This is a genomic window from Propionivibrio sp. (assembly GCF_049316945.1).
Lineage (GTDB): Bacteria > Pseudomonadota > Gammaproteobacteria > Burkholderiales > Rhodocyclaceae > Propionivibrio.
This window is the reverse complement of record NZ_JBMOJE010000052.1, coordinates 1-24,600: the sequence shown is the minus strand read 5'-3', so window position 1 is coordinate 24,600 and position 24,600 is coordinate 1. Positions and strand designations below refer to the sequence as shown.

The window sequence follows — 24,600 nt, the reverse complement described above, 5'->3', positions numbered from 1 at the left end:
TGTCGCTTGCCAGGCATCCCGGAACAGCGCGACACAGCAGTTAAACGAACGTTTGAATTATACGATTTTCGTTTGAGACGTCAAGAAGTATGGGCGAAAAAAACGCCCCGGAAAACCGGGGCGTTTTTGCAAAACAAGACGGGTAGATCAGAATGCTTGGTTGTACTGAACTGACAAGATGTCAACGCTTGTATCAACGTCGCCACGGATAGTCTGTCTCACCGTCGTGACGCCCGGGTAACCCGTAGTTACATCCCGATTAGTATTTGTTTTTACAAAGAAGATGTGCGTATAGCCGAAATCAAGGGATGCCGCTTTCGACAAAGCGTATTTGGCGCCAAACGACAGCCATGTACGATCCGAATCCGGCAGCGTCATTGTCCTATCTTCCGCCGACTTAACTGGTGACTTGTCGTGCGCAACACCAAAACGCAACTTCCACGCATCGTCGTATTGATAGTTGGCGCCCAACCCGACACGCCACGTATCCTTGAAGTTATACGGCAGCCTCTGCAACGGCGCACCAGTCTGCTTGTTATCGACATACAAAGACTGAACAACGCTCCATTCAGTCCATGTTACATCACCAAGCATTTCCCACTTGTCACTCAGCTTTTGTGAAACGGCCATCGAAAAGTTCGCTGGAGTAGTCAAACTTGCTTTGACGTCCTGATTGATCAAAGTAGCGCTCGGGGTCGCATATTCCTGCTTGCCTTCGAGCTCAAAATCAAGGCGCGAACGGTATGCCAGACCAATGCGCGTACTAGGCGAGACCTGAAACGTAGCACCTAGATTATAGCCAACAGCCCAATCATCGCCTTTTACATCAAGATAGTTAGTAAGAGAAGTCGGAACACCCTGCTTAAAATGTGATTCATTGTGCGCAAAATTAATGCCGGCTCCCAACGAAATTTTTTCGGAGACCTTGTAAGCGACTGAAGGGTTGATGTTTATTTGCTCCATGGAGAAATAAATACCCGCATTACGCCCTACGAAATCTGAAGCATACTCGGTGGTGTTGCCAAAAGTTGGCCCCACACCGACACCAACGCTTAGACTAGGCGATATTCCATAAGCCCAGTAACCAGCTGGCAAAAAGGACAAGCCACCAGCGTTCCCGCCATTCCCTGTCGGGAGAGGAAAAACACCTGGAATGGTTGTAGTAGAGCCTTGATTTGTGAAATTGATAGAGCGGTTGATCAACGTACCGGACAACGAAATGTTGTGCCCTTGCTGCAGATTGGTCATACCAGCCGGGTTGAAAAAGATGGTGCTCGCATCTTCAGCAGCCGCAGCCGCACCGGCAAATGCGTTACCGTTGCCCGAACCCGACTGGTTCTGCAACTGGAAACCCGACGCGCTTGCCGCGCCAGAGAAAGCGACCAGCATCAATGCCGGAATCAATTTCATTGAAATACCCTGAGCCATACACCCTCCTGATGAATGTTTATTGTTATTGCGCGTGTAAAAACCCACGGTGTGCAAATGCTAATCTCGATTGTAAATCGACTTTCATGAAAACCCTTTTATTGTTCGCCGCTTGGCAACTCGCGTTTGGTTCCCTGTTGGTTTATTGCAACATAAGTGAGCGTTGCCTGGGTCACCTTGACCGTTATCGGCTGCGTAGGGTTGCGCTGGGCGTAGACCTCGACGCTTACCTTGACTGAAGTTCGCCCGGTCTCGACGACTTCAGCAAAGAAGCTGACAACGTCGCCAACCGACACCGGTTGATTGAACACAAACGAATTGACCGATACCGTCGCCACGCGGCCACGGGCGCGGCGCATGGCCATCGTCGCGCCGGCAATATCGACCTGCGACATGATCCAGCCGCCGAAGATATCGCCGTACTGGTTGGCGTCGGCCGGCATCGGCATGACGCGCAGGGCGGGCTGTCTGTTCGGCAGTTGGGCGATGTGTTCGCTCATTGTTCAGTTTCCTCTATTCTTCAGGTAGTTAAGCGGTCCGCCGGTGAAGGGCGCAAAGCCGGTGCCGAAAATCACTCCGGCGTCGGCAAGATCGGCATCCGCAACAATACCCTCATCGACGAGTTGTTGCGTACGTTCGAGCAGCGGCTTGATCAGCCGCTCGGCCAGACCGGTCGGCACGTCACCGGCCTTACCCTTGGCCGCGCCTTTGCCAGAACTCCCGCTGGCATGGTCGTAAAAACCCTTGCCGGTCTTTTTGCCAAGATGGCCGGCATTGAAGCGCTCGACCAGACACCTTGGTGGCTCTACATCAGAGCCAGCCACCCCCTTGCCTGCAGCCATGGCGACATCCAGCCCGACCATATCGACCAGTTCGATCGGCCCCATGGGCATGCCGAAGGCGAGCATCGCCGCGTCCACCGTTTCTGGCGAGACGCCCTCATCCACGGCCCGCATCGCTTCGAGCATGTAGGGGCCGAGCACGGCATTGACCAGAAAGCCCGGTGCGCTCCTGACCGGCAACGGCAAGCGGTCGATCTGCTTGACGAAAGCGGCGGCGCGCCTGGCCATTTCGGGATCGCCACCTTCGGCGGAAACCACCTCGACGAGGGGCATTTTTGAAACCGGATTGAAAAAGTGGATGCCAACCAGTCGCGCCGGATTGGCCAGCACGGTTCGCAAGTCCTCAAGCTTCAGGCTTGAGGTGTTGGTGGCCAGCACGGCCTCCGGCTTCATCACGGCTTCGAGCCTCTTGAGCAGAGCGTGCTTGGCTTCGAGGTTCTCGTAAATCGCCTCTATCACCACATCGGCTTGCGCCGCACCATGACCCTCCGGGTCGGGAATCAGGCGATCCATCACGTCACGCAACTGGAGCTTGTCGCGAATGCGCTTGCCATAGGAGGCATAAGCGCGCTTGAGCGCCGGGGCGATGCGCTCCATGCCCTGATCCTGCAAGGTCACCGTCAAGCCACGCAAGGCGCACCAAGCGGCAATGTCGCCACCCATGACGCCAGCGCCGACCACATGGATGCGCTTGGCCTGAAAGTTGCCGTCAGTCTTGCCGAAGCCCTTCAGTCGCTCCTGCATGAAGAACACGCGAACCAGATTGCGTGCGGTGCTTGAGCGGACTATGCCGTCCACCAGTTGCGGCGCCTCAAGCGCATTACCGCCATGCTTGGCCCAGATGTCGATGATCGCGTAGGGCGCCGGATAATGCTCGGGGCGCGCACGCTTGGCGACCTGCTTCCTGGCACTGCTGGCGACAATCCCCTTGAGCGGGCCGTTGAGCAATCGCTGCAACAACGGCGGGGATCGACGCGGCGTATTGGCGAGAACAAGCAATTTCGCTGCGTTCTCCATGACCCGTGGCGGGACGCACTCGTCGGCCAGCCCCATGCGCTTGGCCCGCTGGGCGTCAATTGTCTTGCCGGTGAGCATCATGTCCAGCGCAGCCTGTGGGCCTACACGCTGTGGCAGGCGCAACATGCCGCCCCAGCCGGGGAAGATGCCCAGCATAACTTCCGGCAGCCCCATCCTGGTTCCTGGTTCATCAACGGCCAGCAGATAACGGCAAGCCAGCGCCAGTTCCAGGCCGCCGCCAAGGCAATGACCGCGCACCAGCGCCAGGGTCGGAAAGCGTACCGCTGCCAGGCGGTTGAAAAGATTCCAGCCGCGCGACACCAGTTCGAGACCTTTTTCCGGGGTATCGAGCTGGGTGAACTCCTGAATGTCGGCACCGGCTATGAAGCCGGCGGCTTTCCCTGAGCGGAAGATGAGCCCCTTGGGCGGGCTGACATCAAGCCGGTCAAGCATCAGCCCAAGTTCGCTCATCACCACGCCGGACAAGGAATTGGCTGATTCTCCGGCCTTGTCGAAGGTTGCCCAGGCAATGCCTTCTTCGTCTGTTTCAAGTTGCCAGTGCTGCCAGGTCGTTGCGTTCATCGTCTTAATGTCCTTTTCTCACCGATCAGGCAATGGTTTCAACGAGCATTGCGCCGCCCAGTCCGCCACCGATACAGATCGAGGCAATGCCGCGCCGGGCTTGATTGGCACGCAGCACGTGCAGCAGGTGGAGGACGATGCGGACACCGGAAGCACCGACCGGATGACCGAGCGCGATGGCACCGCCGTCAACGTTAAGCCGGTCGTTCGGCAGCGTGCCTAATGCGGCAGGCAAACCGAGTTGCTCGCGGCAGTATTCGTCCGACTCCCAGGCGGCAAGGCAACCCAAGACCTGTGCGGCGAAGGCTTCGTTTATTTCCCACGCATCGATATCGTTGAGCCCCCAGCCGTGGCGTTGCAGAATCGGCGTAGAGGCGTGTACCGGACCGAGCCCCATCTGCGCCGGATCAAGGCCCGACCACTGGCTGTCGCTGATCTTGCCGAGCGGCTGCAGCTTCCATTTCTCGACGGCGGCGGCCGAGGCGAGAATCAGCCAAGCGGCCCCGTCAGTGATCTGCGAGCTATTACCCGGTGTGACACGACCGTACTTCTTGTCGAAAAATGGTTTGAGCTTAGCCAATCCTTGCACGCTTGAATCGAGACGGACGCCGTCATCCTCGGCATAAACCTTACCCTTGGCATCGACCAGTGGCACGATCTCGCCATAGTGCCCAGCGGCTCGCCCTTCGGCGACGAGCTGGTGGCTACGCACCGAGAACTCATCCATCTGCTGGCGCGAAATATCAAACTTCCAGGCCAGATTTTCTGCCGTCTGCCCCATCAACAGGCCGACCATCGGGTCAGTCAGTCCCTTCATGATGCCGATTACCGGGGAGAGCAAGGCGGATGGGCGCAGCCTGGCAAACATGCCGATCTTCTGCCCCAGGGTTCTGGCCTGCATCATGCCTGCAAACCACAGCACCATGGCCTTGTTGTGGAGCAGCGGCGCGTGAGATAGCGCGTCGGAGCCTCCGGCCAGCACCAGTTCTGCGCGACCGGCCTGAATGTTGGCGATGGCCGAATCGATGGCCTGCATGCCGCTGGCGCAGTTGCGCATCACCGTCCAGGCCGGAACCTTGTGACCACAACCAATGCGCAGCGATACGACACGGCCGATATTGACCTCGTCCGGAGAGGGACTGGCGCAACCGAGAATGACCTCATCCAGATCTGTCGGAGCGAAGGACTGGCGCACCAGCAGCGCGCGCCCGACCTGTACCGCGAGATCGCTCGCCGAAAACGGCCCGGGCGCATTGCGCGCTTTCAGGAAGGGCGATCTTGCTCCATCGACGATATACACAGACTGAAACGCCATGGCATCTCCTTGATTTTTTTCAGGCAAGAAAACACCGCAGAGACAATACCGGCATCTCTGCGGTGGCTGACTGTGCTTAAGCGGCGGCCTTGTGCGCTACGGGCTGGCGTTGGTAAAACCCGTAATCGTGCGGAAAATCGTCCACACGGATGACGATGTCGCGCAAGTGGTTGCGGCGCTTGAGCAAGGCGAATTCCTCGGTCGTGATAACCCCCATGGAGAAGGCAAGCTGCGCAACGTCGCGGACATTGGCTCCCGGCATGTCGCGGAACATCCCTGCCTTTTCGGCGCTGCGTATCTTGGCATCGATCGGCTCGGCTTCTATCGTTGCATTCAGTGCGAGTTCAATCGCGCCGACAGCCTCGGTTTCGACCATTGGCACATAGGTTTCAGCCGTCAGACGATCCCGAGCGGCTGACGGCGAAATCAACAACTTGGCCACCTGATGTCCGATCTTGTCCGATGGCACATCGTAGGGATGGCCAAGCGGGAAGATGATTCGGTTCAACAAACGGCCGATGAACTTGTTCGGGAAATTGGCAAGAAAGCCGTCGAAAGCCATCTGCGCCTTGTACATGGTGTCCCAGATCGCCCAGTGCATCAGCGGTGCATCTTCCTTCTGACGGTCCTCGGACTCATAGCGCTTGAGTGTCGCCGAGCACAGATACATCATCGACAGGATATCGCCGAGGCGGGCTGAAAGCCTCTCGCGGCGCTTCAATTCGCCACCCATGACCAGCATCGAGATGTCGGCAAGAAAAGCAAATGCCGTCGAGAAACGTGTCAGTTGCTGGTAGTAGCGCCGCGTTTCCGGTGCCACGCTGTCCGGCACCTTGACGAAGTGCGAACCGGTCAGCCCCTTCATGATCGCCCTCAAGCAGTGACGGATCGTATAGGCGATGTGACCGAACAATGCCTTGTCGAAATCAATCAGCCCCTGCTCGGCATCCGGATTGTGCGCGGCCTGCATTTCCTTGAGCACGTAAGGATGGCAACGGATGGCTCCCTGGCCGAAGAGAATCAGGCTGCGCGTCAGGATGTTGGCGCCTTCCACGGTGATCCCCACGGGAATCTGCTGGTAGGCGCGGCCGAGAAAATTTGATGGCCCGAGACAGATGCCCTTGCCGCCGATCACATCCATGCCGTCATTGACTACCTGACGCGCACGTTCGGTGACATGGTATTTGGCAATAGCCGAAGCAACCGAAGGTTTCTCGCCGAGATCAACCGCGCCGGCTGTCATCTTGCGTACGGCATCCATCATGTAGGTGTAGGCGCCGATGCGGGTCAACGGTTCCTCGACCCCTTCAAAACGTCCAACCGCCATCTTGAACTGGCTGCGCACCCGGGCGTAACCGCCAACAGCACGCGCCGTCATTTGCGCCATGCCCGAATTCGATGAAGGCAGCGAGATCGAGCGCCCGGTCGCCAGGCACTCCATCAGCATGCGCCAGCCCTGGCCGGCCATCTTCGGACCACCGATGATGTAATCGAGGGGCATGAAAACATCCTGGCCATGGGAAGGTCCATTCATGAACATGGCGTTGAGCGGAAAATGCCGACGACCAAAATCAGCACCCGGCGTTTCGCGCGGAACCAGCGCACAGGTAATGCCGATATCTTTCTTGCTACCGAGCAGACCATCAGGATCGTACAGCCTGAAAGCCAGTCCCATTACGGTGCAGATCGGCGCCAGTGTGGCGTAGCGCTTGTCCCAGGTAACTCGCATGCCGAGCGATTCCTTGCCCTGCCATTGCCCCTTGCAGACAATGCCGCTGTCGGGAATCGACGCTGCATCGGAGCCTGCCCACGGGCTGGTCAGCGCAAAGGCGGGAATCTCCAGGCCCTTGGCCAGACGTGGCAGATAGTATTTTTTCTGTTCGTCGGTGCCGTAGTGCATCAAGAGTTCAGCCGGGCCGAGGGAGTTCGGCACCATGACCGAAACCGACAGCGCCGAGCAGCGCGTGGAGAGTTTTGTAACCACCTGGGAATGGGCATAGGCCGAAAAGCCGAGGCCACCATAAGCCTTGGGGATAATCATCCCGAGGAAACCCTTTTCCTTGATGTAGGCCCAAGCCTCTGGCGACATGTCATGCAGTTCGGATGTGACCTGCCAGTCATCGACCAATGAACAGGCCTGCTCGACCTCGTTATCCATGAAGGATTGCTCTTCGGCGGTCAGCTTCGGCACCGGATAGGCCAGCAGTTTGTTCCAGTCGGGATCGCCCTGGAACAATTCGCCTTCCCACCAGACCGTCCCTGCTTCGAGCGCGTCTCGCTCGGTCTCGGACATCTGTGGCAGTATGCTTTTGTAGGTTTTGAATACCGCTTTCGACAATAACGCCCGACGTAGCGGAGGAATGCCGAAAATCAGCAGCGCACCGACAATCATCAGCGCCACGACTAGCAACAAGGCTTGTAGGATCATTGAATATTCTCCTGTGATATATTTCGGGCCGTCCTGGCAAGCGGCTCCTGTTGCTGGTCGGACGAATCAGAGAACTGTGGCAAGGGTGCCCTCAACCCTCCGAGAAGAAAAGGCATGAGACGCTCGGAAAGTTTCTTGGCCTCGATCCTGTTGTCTTCCGCACCCGAAATGTCAGCGATGCCAAAACCGGTAATGACGTGCAGGATGTCGGTTCCGGCAATGGCGTAGGACATCGCTCCAAGCATGAAATGAAGGCGCCAGACGATCTCCGCCTTGGGCACATCCGGCAGGGCGCGATAAAGCGCCTGCTTGTAACGCTCGATTACCTCGGCGTATTCCTTGGCAAAAAAAGCCCGGATGAATTCTGCCGGATCGGTCAGCGTCCTTCCCAGCAGGCGCAGAAAAGTCATACCCCCCAAGGATTCATCTTCTCCGATCCGCAGAAGGGTGCCGAAAAACGCTTCGAGTACCTGCGAGGGTTTGAGAGGCGCCCCATTCGCCTGCTTTTCGAGGCCATCAAGGACAACCAATCGCTCGCCATTCAGCCACTTCAGCCGGCGCCGGAATACTTCACATAAAAGACTCTCCTTCGAGCCAAAGTGATAATTGATCGCCGCCAGGTTGACCTCGGCCATGCTTGTGATCATCCGCATCGAAGTTCCCTCGAAGCCATGGGCCATGAACTGGCGTTCGGCCACATCAAGGATTCGTTCCCGGGTATCCAGATTAAGTTTATTGTCCGGCATAGGCTTGTTTCATATAGGAGATTAGCGGCAACAATTTGAAACCATAAACATCGGTATTCAAACGTTCGTTTTAATCATAGGGTGATACAGTTTCGAATGCAACATTTTTTTGTTGAGTACTCACTGAGCAAAGCGGCATACTCAACACAACCCCATTGAAAGACAGCCCTCACACCATGCGCCGTTCCTCCCGCAATACAGCCGACACTCCTCCAGCAGCGGGGCAGCAAGCGGTCGACTCCCATCTCTGGCGCACACTGAACAGCCTTGCACCTTATCTGTGGCAGTTCAAATGGCGGGTTTTACTCGCCTTGTCCTGCCTGGTCGCTGCCAAACTGGCCAACGTTGCCGTTCCGCTGGTTTTCAAGGAAATGATCGACGGGCTGACTTCCGCTCAGCAGGTGTTGACCCTGCCGGCACTATTGCTCGCGCTTTATGGTGCGCTGCGTTTCTCCAGTTCGCTATTCACCGAACTGCGTGAAATCCTCTTCGCCCGGGTAACCCAGCAGGCGGTGAGGCGCATTGCCCTTGAGGTGTTCCGCCATCTGCATGCGCTTTCCTTGCGCTTCCATCTCGAACGTCAGACCGGTGGTGTGTCGCGTGACATTGAACGTGGCAGCCGTTCGATCTCCAGTCTGATCAGCTATACGCTTTATTCAATCTTGCCGACGCTGGTAGAAATGAGCCTTGTGCTCAGCATCCTGTTCATCAAGTACGACGGCGGTTTTGTTCTGATCACCTTGCTGTCACTGACCGCCTACATCATATTCACCATCAAGGTAAGTAACTGGCGGATCGATCTGAGGCGGCGCGTTAATGACACCGATTCGGCGGCCAACACACGCGCCATCGACAGCCTGCTCAACTACGAGACCGTAAAATATTTCAACAATGAAGAGTACGAGGCACGACGTTACGACTATCACATGAGCCAGTGGGAAGACGCCGCCACCAGAAGCCAGATATCGCTCTCGTGGCTTAACCTCGGCCAACAGGTCATCATCGCAATCGGCGTGACAGCAATGATGTGGCGCGCTGCATCAGGGGTAGTTGACGGGAAAATGACCATTGGCGATCTGGTCCTGGTTAATGCCTTCCTGATCCAGCTCTACATGCCACTAAGCTTTCTTGGTGTGATCTACAGGGAAATTCGCCAGTCGCTAACCGACATTGAGCGCATGTTCGACCTGCTGGCGGTAAATCGCGAGATTGCCGACGCAGCGAACGCCGTCATTCTCCGTGCAGATTCAGTCAATGTACGCTTTGAGTTGGTCGAATTTTCGTATGAACCTAAACGCCAGATCCTGTTTGGCGTAGATTTTGAAATTCCCGCAGGCCATACCGTCGCCGTGGTCGGCGAGTCCGGTTCCGGCAAGTCAACATTAGCGCGACTGCTCTACCGCTTTTACGACATTGATGGGGGCCGTATCTGCATCAACGGTTGCGACCTGCGACAACTCACGCAGTCCAGCCTGCGCTCCGCAATCGCCATCGTTCCGCAAGATACGGTGCTGTTCAACGACAGCATCTACTACAACATCCAGTATGGCCGGCCAGAGGCGAGTCGCGAGGAAGTTCTTGCTGCGGCTAAGGCAGCCCAACTCAGCGACTTCATCGAATTACTGCCGGATGGTTATGAAACACGGGTCGGCGAACGCGGACTCAAGCTTTCCGGCGGTGAAAAGCAACGCGTCGCTATCGCTCGTGCCCTGCTCAAGAATCCGCCACTACTGATTTTCGATGAGGCCACCTCGGCGCTCGATTCCAGGACCGAGAAAGCCATACAGGCCAGCCTCGACAACGCAGCGCTCGGGCGGACCACCCTGGTCATCGCCCACCGGCTTTCAACCATCATGAATGCCGATGAAATTCTGGTCATGGATGGCGGGCGAATTGTAGAGCGCGGTTCACACACAGCCCTGCTTGACGAGAACGGCCGCTACGCTCAAATGTGGGCGTTACAACAACAGGATGAGGAAAGTGAGACAGAGAATCGACTTTGACCCTGTTGCATAAGCGATCCTCACGTACTTTTCAGTCCTTCTGAAAATCGCCAGTACAAGAAAAAAGCCAGACATCGCCTGGCTTTTTAAGGTGCGATAAAAGCAATAATACTTATGCCGCTTCAACCTCAGAAACAACCGAACCTTCTGGCTGATCGAGCAACTCGACAAAGGCCATCGGTGCATTGTCGCCATTGCGGAAACCACACTTCAGGATGCGCAGGTAACCCCCATTCCGTACCGCGTAGCGCGGGCCGATTTCATCGAACAGCTTGACAACAATTTCACGATCACGCAGCCGATCGAACGCCAGGCGCCGATTTGCAAGACTTGGCTTCTTGCCCAAGGTGATGATTCGCTCCGCAACGCGACGCAACTCCTTGGCTTTAGGTAGCGTAGTCTTGATCATCTCATGCCTGAGTAGAGAGACAGTCATATTACGCAACATCGCCAAACGGTGCGAACTGGTGCGATTAAGTTTTCGTAGACCCAAACGGTGACGCATATCTATTCCTTCCTTTTCTTATCCGGGCTAATTATTTCTCGAGCCCGGCCGGTGGCCAGTTCTCGAGCTTCATGCCCAGCGTCAGGCCGCGCGCAGCCAGCACTTCCTTGATTTCGTTGAGCGATTTTCGACCCAGATTTGGTGTTTTGAGTAACTCGTTTTCAGTACGCTGGATCAGATCGCCGATGTAGTAGATGTTTTCAGCCTTGAGACAGTTAGCCGAGCGAACCGTCAGTTCCAGATCATCGACCGGACGCAACAGCAACGGATCAACCTGAACCGTCTTCAGATGCTCGATCGGCAGCGAAGTACCTTCCAGATCGGCGAAAACTGAGAGTTGCTCCATCAAAATGCGAGCCGCAGTCCGGATCGCTTCTTCCGGCTCGATTACGCCATTGGTCTCGATCTCCATGATCAGCTTGTCGAGGTCGGTACGCTGTTCAACGCGCGCACTCTCAACGAAATAGCTGACCCGACGCACCGGGCTGAACGAAGCATCAAGGACCAACTTGCCAATGCTCTTGCTCCCCTCACCGAGATCGCGGAGGTTGCCGGGAACATACCCGCGGGCCTTCTCTACCTTCAACTCCATAGCCAGCTTGCCGCCGGCTGAAAGGTGAGCAATCACGTGATCCGGGTTGATGATTTCGACATCGTGAGAAACGACGATATCTCCGGCACGGACGACGCCTTCACCTTCCTTGTTTAGCTGAAGCACTGCCTCTTCGCGGTTGTGCAACTTGAAGACGACACCTTTGAGATTCAAAAGAATATCTACAACATCCTCCTGAACACCATCTATCGTCGAGTATTCATGAAGCACGCCTTCAATACTGACCTCAGTGGCGGCACAACCCGGCATTGACGAAAGCAGGATGCGACGAAGTGCGTTGCCCAGCGTGTGCCCGAAGCCACGTTCGAAAGGTTCCATCACCACCTTGGCGTGCACTGGCGACAAACTCTGTACATCAATAATGCGCGGTTTCAATAGTCCACTGCTATGCATGTCATGTCCTTTGCCTGGTTCTGTCAAGCGGAGCCGCGATTACTTCGAATACAATTCGATCACGAGGCTTTCGTTGATCGTCGATGACAATTCGCTGCGCTCTGGACGAGCCTTGTAGGTACCCTTGGCTTCCTTGGTATCCACTTCAACCCATTCAGGGAAGCCTCGCGATTCGGCGGCAGCAAGCGCAGCCTTGACACGCAGCTGGCTCTTCGCCTTCTCAGCAACTTCAACGACATCACCCGGACGAACCTGGTAAGACGGTATATTTACGCGACGTCCATTGACCAAAACTCCGTTGTGACGTACTACCTGGCGCGACTCTGAGCGTGAAGCAGCAAAGCCCATACGGTAGGCAACAGTGTCAAGGCGGGACTCAAGCAACTGCAGCAGGACTTCACCAGTAACACCCTTACGCCGATCAGCTTCCTTGTAAACCTTGCGGAACTGACCTTCAAGAACGCCATAGATACGCCGAATCTTCTGCTTTTCACGCAGATGAACTCCGTAATCGGATAGACGCTGTCCTGATTTCTGTCCATGCTGACCAGGAGCATAAGAACGACGCTCAATGGCACACTTGTCGGTAAAACACTTTTCGCCCTTCAGGAACAACTTTTCGCCTTCACGGCGGCACTGACGGCATTTCGGATCGAGATTACGAGCCACTTGTCTTTCTCCTTAAATCCGACGCTTTTTAGGCGGACGGCAGCCGTTGTGCGGAATCGGGGTCACGTCAGTAATTGACGTAATTTTCATCCCGAGCGCATTCAAGGCACGAACCGAGGACTCACGACCAGGGCCAGGACCCTTGATGCGGACTTCGAGGTTCTTCACACCACATTCGACAGCTGCTTTGCCGGCAGCTTCAGCAGCAACCTGAGCAGCAAATGGGGTACTCTTGCGCGAGCCTTTGAAACCGGCCCCACCAGAGGTCGCCCACGACAGCGCATTTCCCTGCCGGTCGGTGATTGTAATGATGGTGTTATTGAACGAAGCGTGAATGTGGGCAATGCCCTCCGCTATGTTCTTTTTAACTTTTTTGCGTACTTTCGCAGCAGTCTTGGCCATGATCAGTTCCTCTTATTTCTTGCCGGCTATGGCTTTGCGCGGACCCTTGCGAGTACGTGCATTGGTACGAGTACGCTGGCCGCGGCAAGGCAATCCCTTGCGATGACGAAGGCCGCGGTAACAGCCAAGGTCCATCAGACGCTTGATGCTCATCGTAACTTCACGACGCAGATCGCCCTCAACGGTGAACTTGCTGACATGTTCGCGCAAACGATCCATTTCAGCTTCCGTCAGGTCTTTCATTTTCGTGGAACGTGCAACCCCTACAGCGTCACAAATTTTTTGTGCGCGGCTGCGACCAATACCGTAGATAGCAGTGAGTGCGATCTCGGCGTGTTGGTGGTTGGGTATATTTACCCCTGCGATGCGGGCCATCGATTCACCCCAATTAAGCGAAACTTACAATTATATTTTCAACCGACTGGTGACTCGACAAGCGAGTCCCAGCGATCAGCCTTGACGCTGTTTGTGACGAGGATCCGTACAGATCACACGCACAATGCCGTGACGCCGAATGATTTTGCAATTGCGGCAGATACGCTTCACAGATGCCAGCACTTTCATGATTAACTCCTAGTTTCACGGCATCGGGCGCAGCCTGCCTTTTGCCTAATTACATCTACTGCGTAGAGATTCTTTACTTGGCGCGGAAAACGATACGAGCGCGGCTCAAATCATAAGGGGTCAGTTGAACTGTTACTTTGTCACCAGGCAAAATACGAATGTAGTGCATGCGCATTTTTCCGGAAATAAAACCAAGGACTACATGACCATTTTCGAGCTTGACCCTGAACGTAGCATTAGGGAGGTTCTCAACAACCTCTCCCTGCATTTCAATCAAATCTTCCTTTGCCATCCTATTTCGCCGTAAATCCGGAACCCTTGAAGTTTGCTTTCTTCAATAGTCCCTCATACTGGTGTGACATAGCGTAAGCCTGTACTTGTGTCATAAAATCCATCGTCACAACTACAATGATCAGTAGAGAAGTTCCACCAAAGTAAAATGGTACATTCCACTTCAGAATAAGAAACTCAGGTAACAAACAGACGATGGTTATGTAAGCAGCACCAACCAGCGTCAAGCGCATCAGTATCTTGTCAATGTATCTGGCAGTTTGTTCGCCAGGACGTATGCCGGGCACGAACGCTCCGCTCTTCTTGAGGTTGTCTGCCGTCTCCTTTGAATTGAATACGAGCGCCGTATAGAAGAAGCAAAAGAAGATTATCGCTGCTGCATATAACATCACATAGATCGGCTGGCCAGGGGACAACGCTCCTGCGATATCCTTAAGCCAACGCATCGAATCACTTGCACCAAACCAGCCTGCAATCGTTGCCGGAAACAAAATGATCGAAGAAGCAAAAATTGGCGGGATTACACCGGACATATTGAGCTTCAGTGGGAGATGCGAACTCTGCCCACCGTAGATTTTGTTACCAACCTGCCGCTTGGCATAGTTAACCAGTATCTTGCGCTGCCCACGTTCGACGAAAACCACGAAGGCAGTTACCAGTGCAGCCAGCAATGTAATGAAGATGGCAGTCAGCGGATGCATCGCACCAGTGCGGACCAATTCAAGTAAACCACCAATAGCGCTCGGCAGGCCCGCTGCGATACCGGCAAAAATGATGATCGAGATACCATTGCCAAGACCACGTTCGGTAATCTGCTCACCCAGCCACATCAAAAACATTGTTCCGGTCAATAAGGTTGTAACGGTAACGAATCGGAACATCATCCCAGGATCAGGAACTAATCCAGGCTGTGACTCCACAGCAATGGCGATACCGATGCCTTGAAACAGCGCGAGAAAAACCGTGCCGTAGCGGGTGTATTGCGTAATCTTTCGCCGACCAGCTTCGCCCTCTTTCTTAAGCGCTTCAAGTTGTGGGCTGGCATGTGTCATCAGCTGCATGATGATCGATGATGAGATGTACGGCATGATACCGAGTGCGAATATCGTGAAGCGTGATAGCGCACCACCAGAGAACATATTAAACATTCCGAGGATGCCGCCTTGCTGCTTGCTGAATAAATCACTCAGAACCTGCGGGTCGATTCCCGGCACCGGTGTATGCGCACCGATGCGGTAGACAATCAAAGCGCCGAGCAAAAACAGAAGACGGCGTTTAAGATCGCCGTACTTCCCGCCTTTGCTGACCTGAGTTTGATTAGTTGCCAACGAACGTCACCGTCTTCGAATTGTTATTCTGAAACACTGCCGCCAGCCGCTTCGATGGCAGCCTTGGCACCCTTAGTGGCGCCTACGCCCTTCAGAACTACCTTGCGGGTAATTTCACCGGAAAGAACAACCTTAGCCGACAAAGCGTGTTGGGTAATCAGATTGGTCTGCATCAGAACCAACAAGTCAATTTCTTCCATAGGCAGATCATTGATCTCCGACAGGCGGACTTCGACATTTCGCTTGTTAGTCAATGAAACGAAACCGCGCTTAGGCAAACGCCGCTGCAATGGCATCTGGCCGCCCTCAAAGCCGACTTTATGAAAGCCACCTGCTCGGGATTTCTGACCTTTATGACCGCGGCCACAGGTCTTTCCAAGGCCTGAACCGATACCACGACCAACACGACGTTTGGAGTGCTTGGCGCCGTCCGCTGGTTGAATAGAGTTGAGTTTCATCTTATCCCTCACACTTCAGAAGGTAGGAAACCTTATTGATCATGCCGCGAACCGCAGGAGTATCCTCTAGTTCAGAACTGCTGCTCAGGCGACGCAAGCCCAAGCCACGCACCGTAGCACGATGCGATTCCTTGGTGCCGATCAAGCTCTTGACGAGCGTAACTTTAACTTTCTTCTCAGCCATGTCTTAACCCAGTATTTCTTCGACGGACTTGCCGCGCTTAGCCGCGATTTCAGAAGGCGTATTCATTGCCTGCAGACCGTTGATAGTGGCGCGAACGATGTTGTAAGGATTAGTGGAACCATGCGCCTTGGCTACAACATTCGTCATACCCATGACTTCAAATACGGCACGCATAGCACCCCCGGCAATAACACCAGTACCTTCTGGGGCTGGTTGCATCATGACCACCGAAGCACCGTGACGGCCGAAGACTGTGTGATGCAAGGTACCGCTCTTGAGACTGACCTTGACCATTTTGCGACGCGCTTCTTCCATGGCCTTCTGCACAGCAACAGGAACTTCGCGTGATTTGCCTTTGCCCATGCCGACACGTCCATCACCGTCACCGACAACGGTCAGCGCCGCGAATCCGAGTATCCGACCACCCTTCACAACCTTGGTGACGCGGTTGATCGAGATCATCTTCTCGCGCATGCCGTCATCGGGCTTCTCGGCTTGCTGCGGTTTCCTACCTTGTGGTTTAGCCATTAATTACTCCAATCCTTTATCGGGCTGATCAGAACTTGAGGCCGGCTTCACGCGCGGCTTCAGCCAGCGCTTTTACGCGCCCGTGATACTGGAAGCCGCCACGATCAAACGCGACCTGCTCGATTCCGGCCTTAATGGCACGCTCTGCGATCAACTTGCCAATCACAGCAGCAGCACTGATGTTTCCACCGTTACTCAGATCCTTGCGTACTCCAGGCTCCAGCGTAGAAGCAGCTGCCAGAACCGTAGAACCGCAAGAAGAAAAAACTTGAGCATAGATATGGCCATTTGTACGGTGCACCGACAAGCGCACTGACTTCAGTTCGGCAATTTTGGCCCGGGTTTTGCGGGCTCTGCGCAACCGCGCTTGGTTCTTGTCAATCATTTATGCACCCTTACTTCTTCTTTGTTTCCTTGAGGACAATTACTTCGTCGGAGTAGCGCACACCCTTGCCCTTATATGGCTCTGGCTTGCGGTAGGCTCGGATTTCAGCCGCTACCTGACCAACTTGTTGCTTGTCCACACCCTTGATGATGATCTCTGTCTGAGTCGGCGTCTCACACTTGACACCAACAGGCATCTTGTGCGTAACGGGATGTGAAAAACCGAGTGTCAGATTAAGCGTGTCGCCTTGAGCCTGAGCACGATAGCCGACGCCGACCAGGTTAAGCTTTCGCTCAAAACCCTTGCTGACCCCGGTGACCATGTTGGCAACAATCGCCCGCACCGTACCAGAAAGAGCGTTGGAATTTGCAGCGCCTTCGACAGCTTTGCAAACCAGTGCGCCACTTTCAACTTCAACACTGACAGCGGGGTTGGAAACAAAATTGATTGCTCCCAATGGTCCCTTGACGGAGATTACTTCTGCGCTCAGAGATACTTCAACACCCTGAGGCAATACAATTGGATTCTTTGCAACGCGGGACATAGTTACCCCTTACGCGACGATGCAGAGCACTTCGCCACCGGTATTGCTGGCGCGGGCTTTGCGATCAGTCATTACACCCTTGGGCGTGGATACAATCGCCACACCAAGGCCATTCATAACACGCGGAATATCGTCAGCACCTTTGTAAATGCGCAGGCCCGGCTTCGAAACGCGGTCGATGCGCTCGATAACTGGACGACCGGCATAATACTTAAGCCCTATTTCGAGGGTTGGCTTCCCGTCGTTTTCACGAACGGAAAACTCTTCGACATATCCCTCATCCATCAGCACTTTGACAATTGCAATTTTAACCTTGGAAGATGGCATAGCCACAGTCGCCTTGCTCGCCATCTGTGCATTACGAATGCGGGTTAACATATCGCTTATCGGATCGCTCATACTCATATCGTTCTCTCCTGCTTACCAGCTAGCCTTGGTCATACCAGGGACTTCGCCGCGCATAACGAAATCGCGCAACTTGCTACGACCCAACCCGAACTTCCGATAAACGCCGCGCGGACGACCTGTCAGCTTGCAGCGGTTACGCAGACGAACCGGACTTGAATTACGCGGAAGTGCCTGAAATTTCAGACGAGCCTCGAAACGTGCCTCATCAGTCAAGCTCGCATCATTGACGGTAGCCACTAATTCAGCACGCTTTGAGGCGTATTTTTTTACCGTCTCGCGCCGCTTTTTATCGCGGTTAATCAGTGCAAGTTTCGCCATTTTAGCCTCAGTTCTTGAACGGAAATCTAAACGCGCCAAGCAATGCGCGCGCTTCATCGTCGGTTTTTGCGGTCGTTGTGAGACTGATATTCATACCCCGCAACGCATCGATTTTGTCGTATTCAATTTCCGGGAAAATAATCTGCTCCTTGATGCCCATGTTGTAGTTACCACGGCCATCAAAACCCTTACCGGAAATTCCTCGGAAATCTCGAACCCGAGGCAAAGCAATTGTTACCAGGCGATCGAGAAATTCGAACATACGCGGACCACGCAAAGTAACCATGCAACCAATCGGATACCCGTCACGAATCTTGAAGCCAGCAATTGACTTGCGAGATTTGGTAACAACTGGCTTTTGACCAGCAATCTTTGTCATGTCACTAACCGCGTGCTCAAGTACTTTCTTGTCAGCAACAGCTTCGCCCACACCCATGTTCAGGGTAATCTTGGTAATACGCGGAACCTCCATGTTCGACTTGTAGCCGAATTTCTTGGTCAATTCCTGCACTACCGTGTTTTTATAAAAATCCAGCAAACGCGCCATGATCGCTCCTTACGCCCCAACCAATTCGCCGTTCGACTTGAAGACACGTACATTCGTGCCGTCTTCAAGAGTCTTGAAGCCGACGCGATCAGCCTTCTGGGTCGCCGGGTTGAAGAGCGAAACATTTGAAATGTGAAGCGGCATGTCTTTATCGACAACACCACCAACCACGCCTTTGACCGGGTTTGGCTTGACGTGTTTTTTAGCGCGATTAACGCCTTCAACTACGACATGCTCGGCATCAACGCGCTTGATAACTGTCCCGCGCTTGCCTTTATCCTTGCCGGCGATAACGACGATACCGTCGCCTTTACGAATCTTGTCCATGGTCGCTCCTTACAGCACTTCCGGCGCCAGCGACACGATCTTCATAAACCGCTCGCCGCGCAATTCGCGCGTCACCGGCCCAAAGATTCGCGTGCCAATTGGCTCCAATTTGTTATTGAGGAGCACAGCCGCATTGTTGTCGAATTTAACCAGCGAACCATCAGGTCGACGAACGCCTTTGGCAGTGCGGACCACTACCGCGCTGTAAACATCGCCCTTTTTGACACGAGCGCGTGGCGCTGCATCCTTGATACTCACTTTGATGATATCGCCAACGCTGGCATAACGACGCTTTGAGCCGCCCAGCACCTTGATACACATCACTGAACGCGCGCCGGTATTATCGGCGACGTCCAGAACCGTCTGCATCTGAATCATTTATCTCTCCAACTTGGCCCGCAATTGCGGTCAGTCTTGGAACCCGTACGGGAGAATCGCCCGGCCAGTAGAATAGCCGGGCGCGAAAAAAAAGAGAATTATAGCCTCTTTATAGAGAATAGCAAGTTCTAAATTGAAACTGCCTTCTCTATAAGCTTGGTAACAACCCAAGCCTTGGTCTTTGCAAGCGGCCGGCACTCTTGGATTTCAACGAGGTCACCGGATTTCGCTTCATTATTTTCGTTATGAGCATGATATTTACTGGACCGTACGATAATTTTATCGTACATGGGGTGCTTGACACGACGCTCGATCAGGACAGTTACTGTCTTGTCCATTTTGTCGCTCACGACACGCCCGATCTGCGTACGCTTGCTTGTCGTTTCGCTCATTGCTGTACCGCCTTTTCACAAAGAAGGGTGCGAACACGTGCGATGTCTCGACGCACCTTGCCGATCTGGCTGTGGTTGCTTAATTGCTGGGTCGCGATCTGCATGCGCAGGCCGAATTGCGCTTTTAGCAGATCCAGCAGTTCCTTGTTCAGCTCGACGACGCTTTTTGCTCTGAGTTCACTGGCTTTCATGATCAACCTACCATTCGCGTGACGAAAATCGTCGGGATCGGGAGCTTGGCTGCGGCAAGAGCGAAGGCTTCACGAGCCAGCACCTCATCAACACCATCCATCTCGTAAAGTACCTTGCCCGGCTGAATCTCTGCTACATAGTATTCCGGATTACCCTTACCGTTACCCATCCGCACCTCGGCAGGCTTCTTGGAAATCGGCTTGTCAGGGAAAATGCGGATCCAGATCCGGCCGCCACGTTTGATGTGGCGGGTCATTGCACGTCGCGCAGCTTCAATCTGCCGGGCCGTCAAGCGACCTCGACCAGTTGCCTTAAGCCCGAATTCACCAAAACTTACCTTGGCGCCACGCGTAGCCAAGCCGGTATTTCGGCCCTTCTGCTCTTTGCGGTACTTTCTTCTAGTTGGCTGCAGCATCAGTCGTTCCTGCCTTTCTAACTCGTTTTGCCGGCGCCTTTACTTCAGGAACGGCGGCATCGGCATTCGCCACATCGGACTGTGTACCGGCCTTAACCGTACGGCTCTTTGTCTTGTCGGAACCTTCACCGACCGGCCTGGCCGGGCGTCGAAGTTTGCGCGCCTGTTCGTCAGCGGACTCAGGAGTAACAACCGGCTGCTCATTGCGATTGAGAATCTCGCCCTTGAACACCCAAACCTTGACACCAATGATGCCGTAGGTCGTCAAGGCCTCAGACGTTGCATAATCTATATCCGCGCGCAGGGTATGCAATGGCACACGCCCTTCGCGATACCACTCACGACGAGCGATTTCAGCACCATTCAACCTTCCCGAACTCATGATCTTGATACCCTGTGCACCGAGACGCATGGCGTTTTGCATGGCACGCTTCATGGCACGGCGGAACATGATTCGCTTTTCAAGTTGCTGGGTAATCGAGTCAGCGATCAACTGGGCGTCAAGTTCAGGTTTGCGAATTTCTTCAATACTGACATGAACCGGCACGCCCATAATTTTTTGCAAAGCAGCGCGAAGATGATCAATTTCCTCACCTTTTTTTCCGATAACAACACCAGGGCGTGCGGAAAAAACCGTGACACGGGCATTTTTTGCCGGACGCTCGATCAGCACGCGGCCAACGGATGCATGTTTAAGCTTCTTCTTTAGGTAATCACGAACCTGGACATCTTCAATAAGCATACCTGCGAAGTTCTTGCTGTTGGCGTACCAACGCGAAGACCAGTCACGAGTGACAGCCAGGCGAAAACCAGTCGGGTGAATCTTCTGTCCCATTGTTATTCCTCAGTTTCCGACGGTCAGGAAAATATGGCAGGTCGGCTTGACGATCCGATTTCCACGTCCCTTAGCCCGCGCAGTGAAGCGCTTGAGCACCATGCCTTTTTCGACGAAAATGGTTTTCACCTTTAATTCGTCAATGTCAGCCCCATCGTTATGTTCGGCATTGGCAATTGCAGACTCAAGCACCTTCTTGATGATTCCAGCGCCTTTCTTCGGGCTGAAAGTCAAAATGCTGAGCGCCTTGTCAACCGGCAAACCGCGGATCTGGTCGGCTACCAGTCGACCTTTTTGGTCTGACAGCCGAACGCCGCGCAAAATAGCACGAGTTTCCATGTCCATTCCTTTACTTCTTCGCCTTTTTGCCGGCGGTGTGACCCTTGAAGGTGCGGGTCAGTGAAAACTCGCCGAGCTTGTGGCCGACCATGTTTTCGGTGACATACACCGGGATGTGTTGTTTACCGTTATGCACGGCAATGGTCAGGCCAACGAAGTCAGGCAGAACCGTCGAGCGGCGCGACCAGGTTTTGATTGGGCGCTTGTCGCTCGTCGCACGCACTGCGCCGATTTTCTTGATCAGATGGGCATCGACGAACGGGCCCTTTTTTACGGAACGTCCCATATTTCTCTATCCCTTAGCGTTTGTGACGGCGCTGCACGATCATTGAGGTCGTGCGCTTATTGCGGCGTGTACGATAACCCTTGGTTTTGGTACCCCACGGGCTGACCGGGTGCATACCTGCTGCCGTTTTACCTTCACCACCACCATGCGGGTGATCACAGGGGTTCATCACTACACCGCGAACGGTCGGTCGAATACCGCGCCAGCGATTTGCTCCGGCCTTGCCGATTGAACGCAGGCTGTGTTCCTCATTACCCACTTCACCAATCGTTGCACGGCACTCGACGTGCACCCGGCGAATTTCACCGGAGCGCAGACGAACCTGAGCGTAGACACCTTCCCGCGCCAACAACTGGGCGGAAGTACCGGCGGAGCGAGCTATCTGTGCACCTTTGCCCGGAATCATCTCGATGCAGTGAATGGTCGTACCCACCGGGATGTTGCGGATCGGAAGGGTATTACCCGATTTGATCGGCGCCTCGGAACCGCTGATGACCTGTTGACCGACAACCATACCCTTGGGCGCAATGACATAGCGACGCTCACCGTCTGCATAGCATAGCAGGGCGATGTTAGCCGTACGATTCGGGTCGTACTCCAGACGCTCGACCTTGGCCGGAATGCCGTCCTTGTTACGCTTGAAATCAACCAGGCGATAGTGCTGCTTGTGACCACCACCCTGGTGACGCGTCGTGATATGACCGTTGTTGTTACGACCGGCATGCTTGGATTGCGATTCGACCAGAGCGGCGAAAGGCTTGCCCTTATGCAGGTACGAATTGACAACCTTGACTACAGCACGACGGCCAGGTGAGGTTGGTTTGACTTTGACGAGTGCCATTATGCAACCCCCCCATCAACGAAATTGATTTCCTGACCAGGCTTCAGGCAAACATAAGCTTTTTTCCAGTTCCTTCGGCTACCCATGAAGCGCCCAAACTTTTTCTGTTTGCCCTTGACATTGGCGATTTGTACCGATTCAACAGAAACCTTGAAGAGCAACTCGACAGCGGCCTTCACTTCAGGCTTGCTGGCATCGGAAGCGACACGAAAAACGACTTGCGAATTCTTGTCGGCCACATAGGTTGCCTTTTCGGATATCTGCGGCGCAAGCAACACTTGCATCAGACGTTGTGGGTTCATCCCAGGATCTCCTCAAACTTGGCGAGGGCGCCCTTGGTCATAAGAACCTTCGGGAAGCGGATCAGCGACACCGGGTCGGCCTCATTAACTTCAAGCACCAGCACATTGGGCAGGTTACGTGAAGCCAGGAAGACGTTCTCATCAAGGCTGTCAATGATAACCAGCACCGATTCGTAGCCCATGCTCTTTATCTTCTGAGCAAAAAGTTTGGTCTTCGGAGCCTCGACAGCAATGCTGTCGACCACAGCCAGACGATCTTCACGCACAAGTTGAGAGAGGATCGATGCCATACCAGCGCGATACATTTTCTTGTTTAGCTTATGGCTGAAATTCTCATCCGGCGAGTTCGGAAAAATCCGACCACCGCCACGCCACAACGGGGAAGAAGTCATACCAGCACGAGCACGACCCGTACCCTTCTGGCGGAATGGCTTGGCCGTTGAATGCTTGACCTGCTCTCGATCCTTCTGAGCGCGATTGCCGCTCCGGGCATTGGCCTGGTAAGCAACAACGACCTGATGAATCAGGGACTCGTTGTATTCACGACCGAACAGGACATCGGAAGCCTGCAAGCGGCTGGATTCCTGACCTTGTTCATTAATCAGTTTAAGTTCCATTATGCCCCCGCCTTGACTGCAGGATGCACGATCAGATCCGACCCCTTGGAGCCGGGAACCGCGCCCTTGACCAGCAACAGTTGACGCTCGACATCGATACGAATGACCTCAAGGTTCTGTTGGGTACGTTTCACGTCGCCCAAGTGACCAGCCATACGTTTGCCGGGGAAAACGCGGCCTGGGTCCTGGTTCATGCCGATGGATCCAGGCGCGTTGTGCGACACTGAGTTGCCATGCGAGGCTCGTTGCGATTTGAAATGGTGACGCTTGATGGCACCGGCGAATCCCTTGCCGATAGTCTGGCCGGTTACATCAACCTTCTGACCGACAGCGAAAATGGATACGCTTATATGGTCACCGGGTTTAAGGGTAGCGAGATCCTCGGCGGCAACCGGGAATTCCTTCAGCAGGTTACCTGCCTCGACGCCTGCCTTGGCGAGATGACCCGCCAGGGACTTATTGACACGAGAAGGACGACGCTTGCCGAAAGCTAACTGGACGGCGGCATAGCCGTCGCACTCAGGCGTTTTGATCTGGGCGACACGGTTGTTCGACACATCGAGCACAGTTACCGGGACGGAAGTACCGTCATCAGTAAAAATGCGCGTCATGCCAACCTTGCGCCCAACAAGGCCTAGACTCATGGTTATTCTCCTCTAGCCGGCTACGATTGGCCGGCGAGCACTACAAGTCAAAATGGGCAACGTCAACGACGTTACCCTACGAAAGGCAGCGATTATAGCCGCATTAAAGCAGTTACTGCAACTTAATTTCGACGTCAACACCCGCCGGCAAGTCAAGTTTCATCAGTGCATCGACCGTTTTGTCGGTCGGATCAATAATGTCCATCAAGCGCACATGGGTGCGGATTTCAAATTGGTCTCGCGAAGTCTTGTTGACGTGCGGGGAACGCAGGACGTCAAAACGCTGAATCCGGGTCGGCAACGGAACGGGGCCACGAACGACAGCACCGGTACGCTTGGCAGTTTCAACGATTTCCTGAGCCGACTGATCGATCAGACGATAATCGAAAGCTTTCAGGCGGATGCGGATTTTTTGGTTTTGCATATCAATTCCCAAAGAGCGATGGGACAGAGAAGATACCCTGCCCCGAAAATAAAAATTACTCGATAATTTTAGCGACGACGCCGGCGCCGACGGTACGACCGCCTTCACGG

36 protein-coding genes are annotated in these 24,600 nt (G+C 54.3%); 1 reads left to right on the top strand and 35 read right to left on the bottom strand.

Features of this window, described 5'->3' with window-relative positions; genetic code table 11:
* Positions 1 to 147: 147 nt before the first annotated feature.
* From ACOYNV_RS13220 to ACOYNV_RS13195, 6 genes are all read right to left on the bottom strand, one after another.
* Entirely contained in the window at positions 148 to 1,428 is a 1,281-nt protein-coding gene (locus ACOYNV_RS13220) for an OmpP1/FadL family transporter (RefSeq protein WP_422900249.1), read from the bottom strand.
* A gap of 98 nt (positions 1,429 to 1,526) precedes the next feature.
* Positions 1,527 to 1,928, bottom strand: a complete 402-nt coding sequence (locus ACOYNV_RS13215) for an acyl-CoA thioesterase (RefSeq protein ID WP_422900248.1) — start codon at positions 1,926 to 1,928, stop codon at positions 1,527 to 1,529.
* A 3-nt stretch (positions 1,929 to 1,931) separates the two neighbouring features.
* Positions 1,932 to 3,869 carry a 3-hydroxyacyl-CoA dehydrogenase NAD-binding domain-containing protein gene (locus tag ACOYNV_RS13210; protein WP_422900247.1) on the bottom strand — a complete coding sequence of 646 codons (1,938 nt, stop codon included), beginning with the start codon at positions 3,867 to 3,869 and terminating at the stop codon, positions 1,932 to 1,934.
* A 25-nt stretch (positions 3,870 to 3,894) separates the two neighbouring features.
* Positions 3,895 to 5,184, bottom strand: coding sequence for an acetyl-CoA C-acetyltransferase (locus ACOYNV_RS13205; protein ID WP_422900246.1), 1,290 nt, complete (start codon positions 5,182 to 5,184; stop codon positions 3,895 to 3,897).
* Positions 5,185 to 5,260: 76 nt separating this feature from the next.
* A complete protein-coding gene (locus ACOYNV_RS13200) occupies positions 5,261 to 7,612 on the bottom strand; it encodes an acyl-CoA dehydrogenase (protein WP_422900245.1) in 2,352 nt (783 codons plus the stop codon).
* Positions 7,609 to 8,358 carry a TetR/AcrR family transcriptional regulator gene (locus ACOYNV_RS13195; protein WP_422900244.1) on the bottom strand — a complete coding sequence of 250 codons (750 nt, stop codon included), beginning with the start codon at positions 8,356 to 8,358 and terminating at the stop codon, positions 7,609 to 7,611. Before ACOYNV_RS13195 ends, ACOYNV_RS13200 begins: the two co-directional genes overlap by 4 nt.
* A 176-nt stretch (positions 8,359 to 8,534) precedes the next feature.
* Between ACOYNV_RS13195 and ACOYNV_RS13190 the strand changes: the two genes are divergently transcribed.
* Positions 8,535 to 10,361: an ABCB family ABC transporter ATP-binding protein/permease gene (locus ACOYNV_RS13190; protein WP_422900243.1), complete on the top strand. Its 1,827-nt coding sequence runs from the start codon at positions 8,535 to 8,537 to the stop codon at positions 10,359 to 10,361.
* A gap of 112 nt (positions 10,362 to 10,473) precedes the next feature.
* Here ACOYNV_RS13190 and rplQ read toward each other — a convergent pair whose 3' ends face one another.
* The 29 genes from rplQ to rpsJ all read right to left on the bottom strand — a co-directional run bounded on the left by rplQ (position 10,474) and on the right by rpsJ (position 24,490).
* Positions 10,474 to 10,866, bottom strand: a complete 393-nt coding sequence (gene rplQ / locus ACOYNV_RS13185; protein ID WP_422900242.1) for a 50S ribosomal protein L17 — start codon at positions 10,864 to 10,866, stop codon at positions 10,474 to 10,476.
* A 31-nt stretch (positions 10,867 to 10,897) separates the two neighbouring features.
* A complete protein-coding gene (locus ACOYNV_RS13180; RefSeq protein WP_422900241.1) occupies positions 10,898 to 11,872 on the bottom strand; it encodes a DNA-directed RNA polymerase subunit alpha in 975 nt (324 codons plus the stop codon).
* Positions 11,873 to 11,911: 39 nt separating this feature from the next.
* On the bottom strand, positions 11,912 to 12,541 hold the full coding sequence (rpsD, locus tag ACOYNV_RS13175) for a 30S ribosomal protein S4 (RefSeq protein ID WP_422900240.1): 630 nt from the start codon (positions 12,539 to 12,541) through the stop codon (positions 11,912 to 11,914).
* Positions 12,542 to 12,553: 12 nt separating this feature from the next.
* Positions 12,554 to 12,943: a 30S ribosomal protein S11 gene (gene rpsK / locus ACOYNV_RS13170; RefSeq protein ID WP_422900239.1), complete on the bottom strand. Its 390-nt coding sequence runs from the start codon at positions 12,941 to 12,943 to the stop codon at positions 12,554 to 12,556.
* A gap of 12 nt (positions 12,944 to 12,955) precedes the next feature.
* Positions 12,956 to 13,318, bottom strand: coding sequence for a 30S ribosomal protein S13 (gene rpsM / locus ACOYNV_RS13165; protein ID WP_422900238.1), 363 nt, complete (start codon positions 13,316 to 13,318; stop codon positions 12,956 to 12,958).
* A gap of 75 nt (positions 13,319 to 13,393) precedes the next feature.
* The gene (gene rpmJ, locus ACOYNV_RS13160; protein ID WP_186409481.1) at positions 13,394 to 13,507 is read right to left on the bottom strand and encodes a 50S ribosomal protein L36; all 114 of its coding nucleotides are present in this window, start codon (positions 13,505 to 13,507) and stop codon (positions 13,394 to 13,396) included.
* A gap of 73 nt (positions 13,508 to 13,580) precedes the next feature.
* Positions 13,581 to 13,799 carry a translation initiation factor IF-1 gene (gene infA, locus ACOYNV_RS13155; protein WP_018055416.1) on the bottom strand — a complete coding sequence of 73 codons (219 nt, stop codon included), beginning with the start codon at positions 13,797 to 13,799 and terminating at the stop codon, positions 13,581 to 13,583.
* Between the two features lies 1 nt (position 13,800).
* The gene (gene secY / locus ACOYNV_RS13150; protein WP_422900237.1) at positions 13,801 to 15,126 is read right to left on the bottom strand and encodes a preprotein translocase subunit SecY; all 1,326 of its coding nucleotides are present in this window, start codon (positions 15,124 to 15,126) and stop codon (positions 13,801 to 13,803) included.
* A 23-nt stretch (positions 15,127 to 15,149) separates the two neighbouring features.
* Complete coding sequence (gene rplO / locus ACOYNV_RS13145; RefSeq protein WP_422900236.1) at positions 15,150 to 15,584, bottom strand: 50S ribosomal protein L15; 435 nt, start codon at positions 15,582 to 15,584, stop codon at positions 15,150 to 15,152.
* A 1-nt stretch (position 15,585) separates the two neighbouring features.
* Positions 15,586 to 15,768, bottom strand: coding sequence for a 50S ribosomal protein L30 (rpmD, locus tag ACOYNV_RS13140; RefSeq protein WP_422900235.1), 183 nt, complete (start codon positions 15,766 to 15,768; stop codon positions 15,586 to 15,588).
* Positions 15,769 to 15,771: 3 nt separating this feature from the next.
* Positions 15,772 to 16,296, bottom strand: a complete 525-nt coding sequence (gene rpsE, locus ACOYNV_RS13135; RefSeq protein ID WP_422900234.1) for a 30S ribosomal protein S5 — start codon at positions 16,294 to 16,296, stop codon at positions 15,772 to 15,774.
* A 28-nt stretch (positions 16,297 to 16,324) separates the two neighbouring features.
* Positions 16,325 to 16,678 carry a 50S ribosomal protein L18 gene (rplR, locus tag ACOYNV_RS13130; RefSeq protein ID WP_422900258.1) on the bottom strand — a complete coding sequence of 118 codons (354 nt, stop codon included), beginning with the start codon at positions 16,676 to 16,678 and terminating at the stop codon, positions 16,325 to 16,327.
* 13 nt (positions 16,679 to 16,691) lie between these two features.
* Positions 16,692 to 17,225 carry a 50S ribosomal protein L6 gene (gene rplF, locus ACOYNV_RS13125; protein WP_422900233.1) on the bottom strand — a complete coding sequence of 178 codons (534 nt, stop codon included), beginning with the start codon at positions 17,223 to 17,225 and terminating at the stop codon, positions 16,692 to 16,694.
* 9 nt (positions 17,226 to 17,234) lie between these two features.
* Positions 17,235 to 17,630 (bottom strand): 30S ribosomal protein S8, encoded by a 396-nt coding sequence (gene rpsH / locus ACOYNV_RS13120; protein WP_422900232.1) that lies wholly within the window; start codon positions 17,628 to 17,630, stop codon positions 17,235 to 17,237.
* 15 nt (positions 17,631 to 17,645) lie between these two features.
* Complete coding sequence (gene rpsN / locus ACOYNV_RS13115; RefSeq protein WP_422900231.1) at positions 17,646 to 17,951, bottom strand: 30S ribosomal protein S14; 306 nt, start codon at positions 17,949 to 17,951, stop codon at positions 17,646 to 17,648.
* A 7-nt stretch (positions 17,952 to 17,958) separates the two neighbouring features.
* A complete protein-coding gene (gene rplE / locus ACOYNV_RS13110) occupies positions 17,959 to 18,498 on the bottom strand; it encodes a 50S ribosomal protein L5 (protein WP_422900230.1) in 540 nt (179 codons plus the stop codon).
* 9 nt (positions 18,499 to 18,507) lie between these two features.
* The gene (rplX, locus tag ACOYNV_RS13105; protein WP_422900229.1) at positions 18,508 to 18,825 is read right to left on the bottom strand and encodes a 50S ribosomal protein L24; all 318 of its coding nucleotides are present in this window, start codon (positions 18,823 to 18,825) and stop codon (positions 18,508 to 18,510) included.
* A 9-nt stretch (positions 18,826 to 18,834) separates the two neighbouring features.
* Entirely contained in the window at positions 18,835 to 19,203 is a 369-nt protein-coding gene (gene rplN, locus ACOYNV_RS13100; RefSeq protein ID WP_422900228.1) for a 50S ribosomal protein L14, read from the bottom strand.
* 128 nt (positions 19,204 to 19,331) lie between these two features.
* A complete protein-coding gene (gene rpsQ / locus ACOYNV_RS13095) occupies positions 19,332 to 19,595 on the bottom strand; it encodes a 30S ribosomal protein S17 (RefSeq protein ID WP_422900227.1) in 264 nt (87 codons plus the stop codon).
* Entirely contained in the window at positions 19,592 to 19,786 is a 195-nt protein-coding gene (gene rpmC, locus ACOYNV_RS13090; RefSeq protein WP_422900226.1) for a 50S ribosomal protein L29, read from the bottom strand. Before rpmC ends, rpsQ begins: the two co-directional genes overlap by 4 nt.
* 2 nt (positions 19,787 to 19,788) lie before the next feature.
* A complete protein-coding gene (gene rplP / locus ACOYNV_RS13085; RefSeq protein WP_422900225.1) occupies positions 19,789 to 20,202 on the bottom strand; it encodes a 50S ribosomal protein L16 in 414 nt (137 codons plus the stop codon).
* Positions 20,186 to 21,037: a 30S ribosomal protein S3 gene (gene rpsC / locus ACOYNV_RS13080; protein ID WP_422900224.1), complete on the bottom strand. Its 852-nt coding sequence runs from the start codon at positions 21,035 to 21,037 to the stop codon at positions 20,186 to 20,188. The genes rplP and rpsC overlap by 17 nt, the downstream gene beginning before the upstream one ends.
* A 9-nt stretch (positions 21,038 to 21,046) precedes the next feature.
* Positions 21,047 to 21,376 carry a 50S ribosomal protein L22 gene (gene rplV, locus ACOYNV_RS13075; protein ID WP_422900223.1) on the bottom strand — a complete coding sequence of 110 codons (330 nt, stop codon included), beginning with the start codon at positions 21,374 to 21,376 and terminating at the stop codon, positions 21,047 to 21,049.
* Positions 21,377 to 21,386: 10 nt separating this feature from the next.
* Positions 21,387 to 21,662, bottom strand: coding sequence for a 30S ribosomal protein S19 (rpsS, locus tag ACOYNV_RS13070; RefSeq protein WP_186409497.1), 276 nt, complete (start codon positions 21,660 to 21,662; stop codon positions 21,387 to 21,389).
* 13 nt (positions 21,663 to 21,675) lie between these two features.
* A complete protein-coding gene (rplB, locus tag ACOYNV_RS13065; RefSeq protein ID WP_422900222.1) occupies positions 21,676 to 22,503 on the bottom strand; it encodes a 50S ribosomal protein L2 in 828 nt (275 codons plus the stop codon).
* Positions 22,503 to 22,805, bottom strand: coding sequence for a 50S ribosomal protein L23 (gene rplW, locus ACOYNV_RS13060; RefSeq protein WP_422900221.1), 303 nt, complete (start codon positions 22,803 to 22,805; stop codon positions 22,503 to 22,505). The genes rplB and rplW overlap by 1 nt, the downstream gene beginning before the upstream one ends.
* Entirely contained in the window at positions 22,802 to 23,422 is a 621-nt protein-coding gene (gene rplD / locus ACOYNV_RS13055; RefSeq protein ID WP_422900220.1) for a 50S ribosomal protein L4, read from the bottom strand. Before rplD ends, rplW begins: the two co-directional genes overlap by 4 nt.
* On the bottom strand, positions 23,422 to 24,066 hold the full coding sequence (rplC, locus tag ACOYNV_RS13050) for a 50S ribosomal protein L3 (protein ID WP_422900219.1): 645 nt from the start codon (positions 24,064 to 24,066) through the stop codon (positions 23,422 to 23,424). Before rplC ends, rplD begins: the two co-directional genes overlap by 1 nt.
* Before the next feature lie 112 nt (positions 24,067 to 24,178).
* Positions 24,179 to 24,490, bottom strand: a complete 312-nt coding sequence (gene rpsJ / locus ACOYNV_RS13045; protein ID WP_422900257.1) for a 30S ribosomal protein S10 — start codon at positions 24,488 to 24,490, stop codon at positions 24,179 to 24,181.
* Between the last annotated feature and the right edge of the window lie 110 nt (positions 24,491 to 24,600).

Bases quoted from the DNA above. Each gene is read 5' to 3' on its own strand.
- rpsN (WP_422900231.1), bottom strand. From the start codon at position 17,951: ATGGCGAAACTTGCACTGATTAACCGCGATAAAAAGCGGCGCGAGACG.
- ACOYNV_RS13180 (WP_422900241.1), bottom strand. From the start codon at position 11,872: ATGCATAGCAGTGGACTATTGAAACCGCGCATTATTGATGTACAGAGT.
- rpsE (WP_422900234.1), bottom strand. From the start codon at position 16,296: ATGGCTAAACCACAAGGTAGGAAACCGCAGCAAGCCGAGAAGCCCGAT.
- rplV (WP_422900223.1), bottom strand. From the start codon at position 21,376: ATGGAAACTCGTGCTATTTTGCGCGGCGTTCGGCTGTCAGACCAAAAA.
- rpmJ (WP_186409481.1), bottom strand. From the start codon at position 13,507: ATGAAAGTGCTGGCATCTGTGAAGCGTATCTGCCGCAATTGCAAAATC.
- rpsC (WP_422900224.1), bottom strand. From the start codon at position 21,037: ATGGGACAGAAGATTCACCCGACTGGTTTTCGCCTGGCTGTCACTCGT.
- rpsJ (WP_422900257.1), bottom strand. From the start codon at position 24,490: ATGCAAAACCAAAAAATCCGCATCCGCCTGAAAGCTTTCGATTATCGT.
- ACOYNV_RS13215 (WP_422900248.1), bottom strand. From the start codon at position 1,928: ATGAGCGAACACATCGCCCAACTGCCGAACAGACAGCCCGCCCTGCGC.
- rplX (WP_422900229.1), bottom strand. From the start codon at position 18,825: ATGGACAAGATTCGTAAAGGCGACGGTATCGTCGTTATCGCCGGCAAG.
- rpsS (WP_186409497.1), bottom strand. From the start codon at position 21,662: ATGGGACGTTCCGTAAAAAAGGGCCCGTTCGTCGATGCCCATCTGATC.
- infA (WP_018055416.1), bottom strand. From the start codon at position 13,799: ATGGCAAAGGAAGATTTGATTGAAATGCAGGGAGAGGTTGTTGAGAAC.
- rplD (WP_422900220.1), bottom strand. From the start codon at position 23,422: ATGGAACTTAAACTGATTAATGAACAAGGTCAGGAATCCAGCCGCTTG.
- ACOYNV_RS13195 (WP_422900244.1), bottom strand. From the start codon at position 8,358: ATGCCGGACAATAAACTTAATCTGGATACCCGGGAACGAATCCTTGAT.
- ACOYNV_RS13190 (WP_422900243.1), top strand. From the start codon at position 8,535: ATGCGCCGTTCCTCCCGCAATACAGCCGACACTCCTCCAGCAGCGGGG.
- rplP (WP_422900225.1), bottom strand. From the start codon at position 20,202: ATGCTGCAGCCAACTAGAAGAAAGTACCGCAAAGAGCAGAAGGGCCGA.
- rplE (WP_422900230.1), bottom strand. From the start codon at position 18,498: ATGGCGCGTTTGCTGGATTTTTATAAAAACACGGTAGTGCAGGAATTG.
- rpsH (WP_422900232.1), bottom strand. From the start codon at position 17,630: ATGAGTATGAGCGATCCGATAAGCGATATGTTAACCCGCATTCGTAAT.
- ACOYNV_RS13210 (WP_422900247.1), bottom strand. From the start codon at position 3,869: ATGAACGCAACGACCTGGCAGCACTGGCAACTTGAAACAGACGAAGAA.
- rplN (WP_422900228.1), bottom strand. From the start codon at position 19,203: ATGATTCAGATGCAGACGGTTCTGGACGTCGCCGATAATACCGGCGCG.
- rplQ (WP_422900242.1), bottom strand. From the start codon at position 10,866: ATGCGTCACCGTTTGGGTCTACGAAAACTTAATCGCACCAGTTCGCAC.
- ACOYNV_RS13205 (WP_422900246.1), bottom strand. From the start codon at position 5,184: ATGGCGTTTCAGTCTGTGTATATCGTCGATGGAGCAAGATCGCCCTTC.
- rpsM (WP_422900238.1), bottom strand. From the start codon at position 13,318: ATGGCCCGCATCGCAGGGGTAAATATACCCAACCACCAACACGCCGAG.
- rpsK (WP_422900239.1), bottom strand. From the start codon at position 12,943: ATGGCCAAGACTGCTGCGAAAGTACGCAAAAAAGTTAAAAAGAACATA.
- rpsQ (WP_422900227.1), bottom strand. From the start codon at position 19,595: ATGAGCGAAACGACAAGCAAGCGTACGCAGATCGGGCGTGTCGTGAGC.
- rplC (WP_422900219.1), bottom strand. From the start codon at position 24,066: ATGAGTCTAGGCCTTGTTGGGCGCAAGGTTGGCATGACGCGCATTTTT.
- rpmD (WP_422900235.1), bottom strand. From the start codon at position 15,768: ATGGCTGAGAAGAAAGTTAAAGTTACGCTCGTCAAGAGCTTGATCGGC.
- rplF (WP_422900233.1), bottom strand. From the start codon at position 17,225: ATGTCCCGCGTTGCAAAGAATCCAATTGTATTGCCTCAGGGTGTTGAA.
- ACOYNV_RS13200 (WP_422900245.1), bottom strand. From the start codon at position 7,612: ATGATCCTACAAGCCTTGTTGCTAGTCGTGGCGCTGATGATTGTCGGT.
- rpmC (WP_422900226.1), bottom strand. From the start codon at position 19,786: ATGAAAGCCAGTGAACTCAGAGCAAAAAGCGTCGTCGAGCTGAACAAG.
- rplB (WP_422900222.1), bottom strand. From the start codon at position 22,503: ATGGCACTCGTCAAAGTCAAACCAACCTCACCTGGCCGTCGTGCTGTA.
- ACOYNV_RS13220 (WP_422900249.1), bottom strand. From the start codon at position 1,428: ATGGCTCAGGGTATTTCAATGAAATTGATTCCGGCATTGATGCTGGTC.
- rplW (WP_422900221.1), bottom strand. From the start codon at position 22,805: ATGAACCCACAACGTCTGATGCAAGTGTTGCTTGCGCCGCAGATATCC.
- rplO (WP_422900236.1), bottom strand. From the start codon at position 15,584: ATGAAACTCAACTCTATTCAACCAGCGGACGGCGCCAAGCACTCCAAA.